Consider the following 12,150-nt stretch of genomic DNA (forward strand, 5'->3'; position numbering starts at 1 on the left):
TTGGGAGCCGGGTTCCAATGCGATCGCTTTTTGCAAGCGCTGTGGGCTATCGAATGTTAAGGCTTAGTCCTGAGGAGCCATTGCGCTCTTGCCGAACAGACCCTTCCAAGCAGCCACCAGGTAGGCGCTCATGGCGCAGGAGATCAGGGCTGCGACGAGCAGCAGGATCATCATGACCCAGACGGCCTGGGTTTCACCCACGGCAGAGGTCATGCTGCCGACGATGAAGGGCAGGAAGACGGAGGCGAAGCCCATGAAGGTGTAGTACATACCGACGTTACGACCGCGAGGACCGGGGCAAACCGTCTGACGCAGGGTGACGCCAGTCTGGAGCATGCCGCCAGCAGCGCCGAAGCCGAGCAGGGCGATGGCGATGTAGACGACGCCGGCACCGAGGCCGAGAGGCAGGGCCAGGATGACCATGGCCAGAGCGACGGTGGCGATGATGGAGTCGATCAGGATGACCTTGATCGGGCTCCAGCGGAGCTTGCCCATCATGAATGCCCAGAAGAGGACGGCGATGATGGAACCGGCGGTGTAGATGGAGGTCATGCCTGCAGCGGCAACGTCGGACAGGCCGAGGTTGTTGATGCCGAAGGCCTTGGAGTACTGCTGTGCGCCGTACATGATGAACATGATGATGAAGCCGAAGAACAGGGTGACGAAGTTCTCGAGGCCGTTGGGCTTACGCAGCATGGCGTCCCTAGCAGCCTGGATTTCAGCTTCGGCAGCGTTCTTGGCGCCGGCGGTATCCTTCTCGACACCCTGCTTGCGCTCGTCGTCATACACGAACGGGGTGATGATGGCCAGCACGGTGGCGATGACGGACATGACGATGGGGATCCAGATGTTGATGTGCCAGTTGGCGCCGGAGTTCATAGCGGCGAACAGCGGGTACACGATACCGGACACGGAGATGACGGCCTTGATGCCGATGGTGGTGGAGCCTGCATACTTCGGCGAAGCCTCGGCGATTGCCGGGTACAGAGCGCCATCCCAGAAGCCAGACGTAGCAACGCCGGACAGGAAGCCTGCGACGCAAGCGACGGTAGCGCTGTTGGTGACCAGGAAGATCACGAAGCAGATGATGTACAGGACGCCACCGAGGACAGCGGGGATCTTACGGCCGATGCGGTCGGAAATCTCGCCGCCGATCCAGACGCTGACGAACTTGCCGACGCCGGTCCAGGTGATGGCCAAAGACACGGCAGCGGCGCCAGCGGCGAAGGCTGCGGAGTTGGGGTCAGACATGTCAAATCCCCACTGAGTGGCGAAATTGACCTTGTTCTGGCTAAGAATGATTGCCTGGACGCCATGGGTCAGGTAGCACATGTACGTCGTGGCGATAGCGAGAAGGTACTTCTTCGCTTGTTGAGCTGCACTCACTACAATCTCCTCCTAATGTTGATTGATTCGGCTCAATATGGAGATCACCATCCGCCGTCTTTGAAACTCGCCCACATAGAATTTCAACGACTGCGGACCGTTCTCTTCACCACGTATTATCCATAACCCCGATATCGAACGCCAATAGATTCAATTGCGGGTTTTCTGGTCGATTCATAGAGGAAAACATTCGATTTGCCTCTTGACTTAAAATCGGTGGATATAACGGTACAGAATGGCCGGTATAAGGCGTTATCGGGTGAAAAAGTACCGTTCGCTGAATATTTGTAACGTATTGGTTTTCATATCGCTTGGCTTGTGCATAGGATGCGTTTATAGGAAGGCGCCCACAATGGGAGTATCTCTTATATGTAAATCCTTATGGCAAACCGAGTCCTTCTCCGTACCCAAGGCGCATTGGGGCGAGATGCTTCGTTTGTGGAGCCGATTGCGCCCCGCTTGAAGCGGCAATGTCCCGTGTGGTATAAAAGATGAGGTTTCAGCAGGAACCAATACAACTTTTTCGGTCTTTGAGAAAGTGGGCTTTGTCCCGCTTTCTTTTTGTATGAGGACCCGATACGTGCAAGTGAGTGCAAAACGGAAGGAGGTCAGGATGCTGTCTGCAAAAGAAGCCGAGCTGCTGGCTTCGTTGGAGCCCCGCGCTCAGCAGGAGGGTATGGAGATCGTGACCATCGAAATCGTCGGTTCGCGAAAAGCGCCCACCATCAGGGTGTACCTCGATACGCCTGAAGGCGTCACATTCGACGACATCGCTGCCGCCCAGGTGTGGGTGAACGAGATCGTCGAGGAAATCGACCCGTTTCCCGGAGCGTATACGCTCGAGGTGAGCTCCCCGGGCATCGATCGCCCCTTGCGCACCCCCGAGCATTTCGCACGGTTCGCGGGCGAGGATGTGTATGTCATGACCGCCAAGCCCTTCGACGGACAAAGCAGGTTCAACGCGCAGCTCAACGGGTTCGACGAGGAGTCCGGTTGCGTGCTCATCGGCTTGGAGAGTGGCGAAGAGCTCGCCATCGCTCTGAACGATGTGAAGAAAGCTCACGTCAAAGGCAAGATTGAATTCAATTAGTACCGAACGGGCCGCATGCAGCCCACCTATATATAGAAAGGAAAACGCCATGTCTTCTGAATTGATGGATGCCCTTCAGGCGCTGGCCCATGAGAAGAAGATCGACGAGATCTACCTCATCGAACGCCTCGAGGCCTCCCTGGCCAAGAGCTACCAGTCCATTCTCAATCTGGAATGGGATGCTCGCGTGACCATCGACCGCACCACCGGTCAGATCTACGTGTACGAGCTCGTCCCCACGGGCGAGATGGACGAAGATGGCTACTGGACCGAGTTCGAAGAGCGCGACGTAACGCCTTCCAACGTAAGCCGCATCGCAGCCCAGAACGCCAAGAGCGTCATCGCCTCCATCGTCCGTGAAGCCGGCCGCCAGAGCATCTACGACGAGTTCCGTGACCGCGTTGGCGACATCGTCACGGGCACCGTGCTGCAGGGCACGCCTGACTTCACCATCGTGAAGATCCGCGACGGCGTCGAGGCCGAGCTGCCGCATTACGACGAGAAGCGCAACCCCGGCGAACGCAACGAGGTTCCCGCAGGCGAGCGCTACCGCCACAACCAGCGCATCAAGACCCTGATCATCGACGTCCGCGACCCCAATTCCGTGGAGAACCGCGGTCGTGGCGACCAGGCCCGTCCCGCCATCGTCGTGTCCCGTACCCATCCTGACCTGATTCGCCGTCTTTTCGAGCTCGAGGTTCCCGAGATCTACGACGGCATGGTCGAGATCAAGTCCATCGCCCGTGAGCCCGGCGCTCGTTCCAAGGTGGCCGTGGCTTCCCGCGAGCCCAATCTGGACCCGGTGGGTGCCTGCGTCGGCCCCAAGGGCAGCCGCGTGCGCATGGTCGTCGAGGAGCTGCGCAACGAGCGCGTCGACGTCATCCAGTGGTCGGAAGACCCCGCCAAGTACGTCGCCAACGCCTTGAGCCCGGCCCGCGTCACCCGCGTGTCCGTTGATGAGGAAAACCAGTACGCGACTGTCATCGTGCCTGACGACCAGCTGTCTTTGGCCATCGGCAAAGAGGGTCAGAACGCCCGTCTGGCGGCTCGCCTGACCGGCTGGCACATCGACATCAAGTCCACCAGCTTCGCTGGACAGCCGGCCCCCGAGGTCAACATGCTCATCGACGAGGAGCCCGAGGATGAGGACGTCGAGTTCTGCTCGTACGTTTCCGAAACCGGCGTCGCCTGCCGCAACCACGCCCGCCCCGGCAGCCGTTTCTGCGGCATTCACGCCGAGTACGAAGAGAAATAGCTCTTCAGAGCAAGGATAGAGAAGGAGTACCGCATGCCGAATATGAGAGTTCTGGAATTAGCCAAAGAATTCGGTATGGACAGCAAGGAGCTTCTTGCGAAGATCCATGATCTGAAGATCCCCGCCAAGAGCCATGCTTCGCCGCTTACCGAAGAGAACGTCGAAAAGATCCGCAAGGCGCTGGCACCCGAAGTCGGTGCCGCCGCAGCGGGCCTCGACAGCAAAGAAGCCGCTGCCCTGAAGGCCGAGCAGGAGGCGGAAGCCGCCAGGAAGGCCGAAGAGGAGGCGGAGCGCCGCAAGGCCATGGAGCACGAGCGCGCCATGCGTGACGCCGAGCGTGCCGCCCGTGGCGTTTCGACGCCTGCGCCGGCCCCCGAAGAGCCTGCGCACACGGTGAAGCCGGCCCCGAAGGTCTCTTCGGGCCTGTCCAGCCTTGCCCAGCAGATAGAGGAGCAGCGCCAGGCCGAAGCGGAGCGCAAGGCCAAGCGCGAGGCCGAGGCCCGCGCTGCCAAGCTGTCAGCCGAGGTGGCCAAGAAGAAGGCCGTGGCAGAGGCTCTTGCCAACCGTAACGGCAAGAAGTCTTCCGCCAAGACCGAGGAGACGGTCCAGCGGGCCCCCAAGAAGCCCGCGCCGGCTCCCACGCCGACCCGTCGCACCTCCGCGTTCAACTCGCTGCTTTCGCAGATAGAGTCCGAGAACGCGCGCATTAACGCCGAGGCGGAGGAGCGCAAGGCCGCCAAGAAGAACAGCAACCGCAATGCCGGCGGCAACCGTCCTGCGGCTGCCCACAACGACGGCAAGGCCGGCGTTCAGGACAACCGTGGCGGCAAGAAGCGCGGCAAGCGCAACGAGCATCGCTTCGAGCCCGATGTGCCTGAGCTGAACGCCCAGGAAGCGGCGTCCGGCGAGGACAGGTATGCCCAGATGGCCGTTCAGGCCGAAAAGCTGCAGCGCGACAAGGTGCTGGCCGAGGCCCGCGCCGCCGTGGCCGCAGCCAGCAGCAACGAGGGCGAAGGCCGTCGCCGCAAGCGCAAGGAGAAGCGCGAGGCCGAGCAGCGCGAGCGTCTGGCGATGGAAGCCATCGAGCACGGCATCGACCCCGACCTGGTGCTCGACGACAGTGTTGTCGAGGTGGGCGAGGGCGTAACCGTCGGCGAATTCGCCGAAGCCCTGGGCGTTCCCTCCAGCGACGTCATCAAGCGACTGTTCATGCTTGGGCAGGCGTTCACCGTCACCCAGACCATGCCTGAGGAGATGGTCGAACTGATCGCCGACGACATGGGCCGCAAGGTCCGCATCGTGTCGCCGGAGGAGGAGTACGCCATCGTCTACAACGACTCCGAAGAAGACCTGAAGCCCCGCCCGCCGGTGGTCACGGTCATGGGCCACGTCGACCACGGCAAAACCTCGCTGCTCGACGCCATCCGTTCTTCGGGCGTCGCCCTGTCCGAGGCCGGCGGCATCACCCAGCACATCGGCGCATCGGTGGTCAACGTGCAGGGCCGTCAGGTCACGTTTATCGACACCCCCGGCCACGAGGCGTTTACCGCCATGCGTGCCCGCGGTGCTGAAGTGACCGACGTTGTCGTTCTGGTCGTTGCGGCCGACGACGGCGTCATGCCCCAGACCGTTGAGGCAATCAACCACGCAGAGGCCGCAGGCGTGCCCATCGTGGTTGCCGTCAACAAGATCGACAAGCCCGGCGCGAATCCCGACCGTGTGCGCCAGGAACTTGTGGAATACGGCGTCATCCCCGAAGAATGGGGCGGCTCCAACATGTTCGTCAACGTGTCCGCCAAGAAGAAGGAGGGCATCGACGATCTGCTCGAGACCATCCTGCTGCAGGCTGACGTGCTCGAACTGAAGGCCAACCCCGACGCCATCGCATCCGGCTTCGTCATCGAGGCGAACCTGGACAGGGGCCGCGGCCCTGTTGCCACCGTTCTGGTGCAGCGCGGCACCTTGAAGCCTGGCGATGTGGTCGTCGCAGGTCAGAGCTATGGTCGCGTTCGCGCCCTGGTCGACCCGCGCGGCAACCACACCAAGGCCGCCAAGCCTTCCGACCCGGTTGAGATCTTGGGTCTGGGCAGCGTGCCTACCGCAGGTGACGAGTTCCGCGTATTCGAAGAGGAGCGCGACGCCCGCAAACTGGCCGAAGAGCGCCAGATGCGTGCCCGCCTCAAGGAGCAGGAAGCCCGCGGGCATGTCTCCCTGGACGACTTGTTCAGCCGTATCGAAGAGGGCATGGCCGACCTCAACCTGGTGGTCAAGGCCGACGTTCAGGGTTCCATCGAGGCTCTGCGCGACGCCTTCGCCAAGATGGACCAGTCCGAGGTCCGCATCAACATCATCCATGCCGCTGTCGGCGGCGTGACCGAGACCGACGTCACGCTTGCTGCCGCGTCGGACGCCATCATCATTGGCTTCAACGTGCGTCCCACGGCCGGCGCCCGCAAGTCCGCCGAGCGCGAGAAGGTCGACATCCGCCTGTACCGCGTCATCTACCAGGCCATCGAGGACATCAATGCCGCGCGCGTCGGCATGCTTGCCCCCGAAATCATCGAGCGCGACACCGGTTCGGCCGAGGTCCGCGACGTGTTCCGCGTACCCAAGGTGGGCAACGTCGCCGGCTGCTACGTCACCGAAGGCGAGCTGTCCCGCGACGACCGTGTCCGCGTGGTCCGCAACCAGACCATCATCTTCGAAGGCACGTTGTCTTCGCTGCGCCGTTTCAAGGACGACGTCAAGACGGTCAAGCAGGGCTACGAATGCGGCATCAGCGTCGACGGCTACAACGACGTCAAGGTGGGCGACATGATCGAAGGTTACCGCATCGAGCAGGTCGCACGTACCGAATAACCGCTGAATATCGCGGCCTGAACTGCGATATCACAAATACGCGCCTGTCGCTTCCTCTTTTTCGGGGGAGCGCAGGCGCCTTTTGCACAAGGAGGATTGGCCATGAAGCAATCGAACGCCAACCGTAAAACCAACGAGCAGGCCAGGGAGATTCTGGCGAATATTCTGCTGTTCGAGGTGTCCGACCCGCGTCTGAGCATGGTGACCATCACCGGATGCGAGGTCAGCTTCGACCGCAGCTACTGCAACGTCTTCTATACCGCCGAGCCCGGAACGTACGAGGGCGCTGCCGCTGGCTTCGAAGCGGCCAAAGGTCGCATCCGTTCGCTCATGGGCCGCAGCCTGTCCTGGCGCGTGACGCCTGAGTTGCGTTTCCTGTTGGACCCCAGCGTTGATGAGGCCGAACGCATCGCCCGTGCCCTGGCTGCCGACGCCGAGCGCAACGCGGCCAGCGCCGCGAAGAACGCTGGGTCGAACCTGGACGACACCTACGACTGGGAAGACGACGAGGAGGACTAACCGACATGGCCGTCACCCCGCAGACCAACGCGACGCTGGCGGACATCGCCCGCGAACTGAAGAAGCACGACACCTTCGCGCTGTGCGGCCACGTGAGCCCCGACGGCGATTGTCTGGGCAGCCTGTTGGCGCTGGCCTTTGCGTTGGAGTCGTTGGGAAAGCGTGCCGACGTGCTGCTGGCCACATCCGACCCCATTCCCGCCGACCTGGCGTTTCTGCCTGGTGCGGAGCGTCTTGTGCCGGCGAAGGAGTACCAGGGCTCGCCCGAGGCGTTCGTCGCCTGCGACGTGCCTACGACCGAGCGTCTGCGCGATGCGTCGGAGGTGCAGGCCCGAGCGCAGGTCAGGTTCACGATAGACCACCATGCCGTGCCTACGGTCATGTCCGAGTTCAACTACGTCGACCCCGATGCGGCGGCGGTGGGCATCCTCATGTGGGACCTGATCAAGGAGCTCGGCGTGGAACCGACCGTCGACATGGCCGTGTGCTGCTACGTGGCGCTCATGACCGATACGGGCCGCTTCCAGTTCCAGAACGCCGATGAACGCGCCTTCCGGGCAGCCACCGAGATGGTCGCCGCCGGCGCCTCGCCTTCGGAGGCTTCCCAGGCGGTGTACCAGTCCCGGACGCTGGCCTCCTTCAAGTTGGAGAGGCGCATGCTGGAACGCATCCGCGTGTCCGACAGCGGCAAATGGGTGCTGTCCTACGTGACTGTTGCCGACTATTCCGAATCCGGGGCCGTGGATGCCGACGCCGAGATCCTTATCGACTCCATCCGTTCCCTTGGAGGCATCTATACCGCTTGCATCCTGCGCGAACGTGAGAACGTCATCCGCGGATCCATCCGTTCCAAGGTGGATGACATCGACGTGGCCGAAATCGCCCGCAGCCTGGGCGGAGGCGGCCACAAGGCGGCTGCAGGATTTACGTTCAAAGGCTCGCTGGAAGACGCGATAGAGGCCGTTTCGAAGGCCATGGACAAGGCCGTTGCCGCATACGACCAGGAGCGCGCATGAAACGTGGGGAAAGCGGCCTGTCGCTTGTAGTGGGCGTGGACAAGCCTAAAGGCATGAGTTCCCATGACGTGGTCAACCGGTGCCGCCGCATCTTCGGCGAGCGCCGCGTGGGCCATACCGGAACGCTCGACCCTTTGGCAACGGGCGCCTTGGCGGTGTGCATCGGGCCTGCTACCAGGCTTGACGCGTACTTCGTCAACCACGACAAGGTCTATGACGTGCGAATAGCCTTCGGTACGGCAACCGACACCGACGACAGGTGCGGCCAGGTCATCCGTACGGCCGAGGTGCCGCCCGAGCTGTCTGACGAGACCCAGGCCAGAGCCTTTCTCTTCACATGTCTGGGCAAGCAGCTGCAGACGCCGCCGCAGTATTCGGCCATCAAACGCGACGGCAAGCGCGCCTACGAGGCCGCCCGTGCCGGCAACGTCGTCGAGCTGGATGCCCGCGAGATTACCGTGTACGCCGCCGACCTGCTGCAAACGGGCCGCACCGAGGACGGCGTCCTGTTCTGGGACGTTCGGTTCGGCGTTTCCAAGGGGACGTACATCCGCTCGCTGGCCCGGGACATCGGAGTTCGTCTGGGGACGGCCGCCCACGTGTCGGAGCTTCGCCGCATCGAGGCGGGCGGGCTGCATGTGGACCAGTGCGTGACTCTGGAGGAGCTGGAGGCCGCAGGCCCGAAGGCGGCCATCGATCCCGTGCGGCTGCTGGGCTTCCGCACGGCGTTTCTCAACGAGCGGCAGCAGGCCGACGTGGCCAACGGAAAGCGTCTGCCTGCGAAGACCCTGCAGCTGTTCGAGGCGCCCCGGAACGACCAGGGCGATTGCTGCATGACGGCACACGCCAAACGGTCGAGTGCGCCTTTGGCGGACGGCGAGACCATAAGCATGGTCGCAGGCAATACATTGGTTGCCCTCTATTCCGCACAGGTGAATCGTGGTATGGTTTCACCCTGCTGCGTCTTTGCTCAAGGAGTGTATCGTGGGTCTAATATATAGTATTGACGAAGCGTTTGAGAAACGCGTGCTTGTGGGTGCATCCTGCGCGTTCGGCGTGTTCGACGGCGTGCATAAGGGGCATCAGTTCCTCATCGATTCGGCCTGCGAGATGGCTCGGGAGAACGGCGGCGCTTCGGTGGCTCTGACCTTCGACATAGATCCTGACGAGGTGTTTCGTCCTGACAAGCTGAAAAAGCTCATGACGAACGAGGAGCGCATCCAGGCGCTTTCGCGGACCTGCGCGGATTACGTCGTGGTGCTTCCCTTCACAAGGGAGTTCGCATCCCAGCTGCCCATGGACTTTCTGGCCACGACGTTCGGCGAGGAGATCATCTACTCGCTGCACGTCGGCAATGATTTCCGGTTCGGCTGCAAGGCGCAGGGCACAGTCGCCGACCTGAAGGCATGGGGCGACGGACTTGGCGTGAGGATCTGTGACCACGACTTGAAGAGCAAGTACGGCTCGCCCATTACGGCAACGCGCATCCGGGGCCTTCTGTCTTGCGGCGACTGCGAAGTGGCCACGAAGCTTTTGGGACATCCGTACACGTTTACGGGCAAAGTTCTGGAAGGACGTCACGAAGGCGCTGACATGGGGTTCGCTACAGCCAACCTGGAACTGCCGGCCATGCGCCAGGTGTTGGGCGAAGGCGTGTACGCCGCCTACGGATATGTCGACGGCAGGAAATACAAGGTCGCCATGAGCGTCGGCGTTGCTCCGACCTTCGAGGATGCGACGGCCACCTGCGAAGCCCATATTCTGGATTTCGAAGGCGACATCTACGGCGACACGATTACCATCGAACCGGTTCATTACCTGCGTCCGATGATCAAGTTCGAGAGCACGGATGAGCTCATCGCCACGGTGATGGACAACATCGCATGGACGCGGGAGAACCTGTAGCGGTTCATACGTGGTAGAGTAGGGGAGTTCGAAGGCGTCGGAAAGGAGGACGGGCGCGTGGCATCCATTCCCGAGGATGATATTCGCAAGGTGCGTGAGGCGAGCGATCTGGTGGCCATTGTGGGCGACAGGGTTCCGCTGCGCCAGCGCGGTCGCGACTTCTGGGGCTGCTGCCCGTTCCACAACGAGAAAACGCCGTCGTTCAAGGTCGACCCGAACACCCAGCTTTGGCATTGCTTCGGCTGCGGCGAAGGTGGCGACGTCATCAGCTTCGTCATGAAGCTTGACGACATCGGGTTCGCCGATGCCGTTCGTGAACTGGCCCGACGTGCTGGCATCCAGATTACCGAAGACGAACGCGAACGTGCGGTGCGCGGCAAGAAGGCGCGCCTGAAAGAGGTGTGCGAGGCCACGGCCGCGTTCTATCATACGCAACTCATGCGCTCCCGCGACGAAGGGGCCGCTTCCGCCCGCTCGTATCTGGGGTCCCGCGATTTGGGCGGCACCATTCCCAAAACATGGAATCTGGGGTTCGCGCCCGGACGAGGAGCATTGGTCAGGCACCTTCGCTCGCTGGGTTTCACCCAGCAGCAGATGATCGACGCCAATGTGGCGCTGATCTCCAACCGCACCAACAAGCTGCAGGACCGGTTCTACAACCGCATCATGTTCCCGATTCGCGACGCCGAAGGCGACACCATCGCGTTTGGCGGCCGCGTCATCGGCAAGGGCGAGCCCAAGTATCTGAACACCCAGGAGACGGCGCTGTTCCATAAGTCGCAAGTGCTGTTCGGGCTGGATATGGCCAAAGGCGCCATGGCCTCGACGGGCATCGCGATCATCGTGGAGGGTTACACCGACGTCATCGTGCTGCACGAGGCTGGCGTGAAGAACGTCGTTGCCACGCTTGGCACGGCGTTGACGGCGCAACACGTGCGTCAGCTCTCGCGCCACGCCAAGAACAAGATCGTCTATCTGTTCGACGGTGATGAAGCAGGCCAGCGGGCCGCCGACCGTGCCGCACGGTTCGTGGACGAGAGCATGTTGCCTGAAGCGGGGCGCAAGCAGGTGGGTCTGTACGCCTGCACGCTGCCCGACAACCTGGACCCGGCCGATTTCGTGCAGCAGCGGGGCGCCGACGCGCTCAAGGTGTTGCTGGATGACGCCAAGCCGCTGATGCGCTACGCCATCGACCGGAAGCTGGCGGCTCGGGATTTGACGGACTATGCGGAAAAGAGCCGGGTGCTGCCCGAGGTCATCGAGCTTCTGGCTCCCATTCGCCAGTCGCTTATGGCGCAGGAGTACGTGAACTACCTGGCCGACCGGTTGCAGGTGGATTCCAGGGTCATTCAGGACAAGCTCGCCAACGCCCGCGTGCCGCGTCCGATGGGGGAGGCCGCCGACGGCCCCGCCCAGCAGCCTGCCGCCCCAGCGAATGCACAGCCCGCCTTCGAGCTGTCTTCGAAGGAGCGGGAGCGTCTGCGCATCGAGCAGGAATTCTTGGCTTTGGCCGCCACGCATCCGCAGATAGGCATCCAGTTCGCCGCCCAGATAGCGCGAACCATGTGGCGCAGCCGCAACCACGGCGCCATCGCCGAAGGGCTGCTGACCATGTTGGCGGAATATCCCCAGGCCACAGCAGCGGAGTTGATTACCGCCCTTGATGCGGCCTGTCCCGGCTCGCGTTCGGTTCTCACATCGGCCTCGTCCTACGACGTGTCCGATCCGGTGCGCTTGGCAACGTTTTTGTCCGAGGAGCTTGCGATTCGCGATATGGAGCAGAACATCCTGTCCATGAACGCCGAAATCAAGGATTCGTCTCTGACCGACGACGAACGCAACATTCTGTATGCCAGCGTCGTGGCTCTGCAAAAGGAACTGGCTGCGCTGCGGCGGTCCCATACTGTCGTTTAACGTGACTGTTCAGGGCCTTAAACGTACGGATATGTAATAAGCTTGAATATAGGAAATCGATTATTTCCACGGGTCTTCAAAACGTGGTATAGTTAAGAGCCTTTTTAAACAGGTGTACTATACGCATTCGACGGAAGGACTTGTCTGTGTCTGCAGCCAAAGCTACGAAAATCGATGATATTGATATTGAAGAGCCCCAGGTTGAA

At 61.8% G+C, this 12,150-nt stretch carries 9 protein-coding genes; 8 read left to right on the forward strand and 1 reads right to left on the reverse strand.

The features are described from left to right. Positions 1-63 precede the first annotated feature (63 nt). Positions 64-1,386 (reverse strand): MFS transporter, encoded by a 1,323-nt coding sequence (locus SHEL_RS04570; RefSeq protein ID WP_012798078.1) that lies wholly within the window; start codon positions 1,384-1,386, stop codon positions 64-66. A gap of 613 nt (positions 1,387-1,999) precedes the next feature. Here SHEL_RS04570 and SHEL_RS04575 point away from each other — a divergent pair. The 8 genes from SHEL_RS04575 (at position 2,000) to dnaG (ending at position 11,944) form a co-directional block, all read left to right on the forward strand. Next, complete coding sequence (locus tag SHEL_RS04575; RefSeq protein ID WP_012798079.1) at positions 2,000-2,476, forward strand: ribosome maturation factor RimP; 477 nt, start codon at positions 2,000-2,002, stop codon at positions 2,474-2,476. 49 nt (positions 2,477-2,525) lie between these two features. After that, positions 2,526-3,731 carry a transcription termination factor NusA gene (gene nusA / locus SHEL_RS04580; protein ID WP_012798080.1) on the forward strand — a complete coding sequence of 402 codons (1,206 nt, stop codon included), beginning with the start codon at positions 2,526-2,528 and terminating at the stop codon, positions 3,729-3,731. Between the two features lie 33 nt (positions 3,732-3,764). Further along, entirely contained in the window at positions 3,765-6,590 is a 2,826-nt protein-coding gene (gene infB, locus SHEL_RS04585; protein WP_012798081.1) for a translation initiation factor IF-2, read from the forward strand. Positions 6,591-6,692: 102 nt separating this feature from the next. Next, positions 6,693-7,109, forward strand: coding sequence for a 30S ribosome-binding factor RbfA (gene rbfA, locus SHEL_RS04590; protein ID WP_012798082.1), 417 nt, complete (start codon positions 6,693-6,695; stop codon positions 7,107-7,109). 5 nt (positions 7,110-7,114) lie between these two features. Then, a complete protein-coding gene (locus tag SHEL_RS04595; protein ID WP_012798083.1) occupies positions 7,115-8,125 on the forward strand; it encodes a DHH family phosphoesterase in 1,011 nt (336 codons plus the stop codon). After that, entirely contained in the window at positions 8,122-9,126 is a 1,005-nt protein-coding gene (gene truB, locus SHEL_RS04600) for a tRNA pseudouridine(55) synthase TruB (protein ID WP_012798084.1), read from the forward strand. Before SHEL_RS04595 ends, truB begins: the two co-directional genes overlap by 4 nt. Further along, positions 9,110-10,030, forward strand: a complete 921-nt coding sequence (gene ribF / locus SHEL_RS04605) for a riboflavin biosynthesis protein RibF (protein ID WP_012798085.1) — start codon at positions 9,110-9,112, stop codon at positions 10,028-10,030. Before truB ends, ribF begins: the two co-directional genes overlap by 17 nt. Positions 10,031-10,087: 57 nt before the next feature. Next, positions 10,088-11,944, forward strand: coding sequence for a DNA primase (gene dnaG / locus SHEL_RS04610; protein ID WP_012798086.1), 1,857 nt, complete (start codon positions 10,088-10,090; stop codon positions 11,942-11,944). Positions 11,945-12,150: the final 206 nt, after the last annotated feature.

The sequence above is a fragment of the Slackia heliotrinireducens DSM 20476 genome, assembly GCF_000023885.1.
Classification (GTDB): Bacteria; Actinomycetota; Coriobacteriia; order Coriobacteriales; family Eggerthellaceae; genus Slackia; species Slackia heliotrinireducens.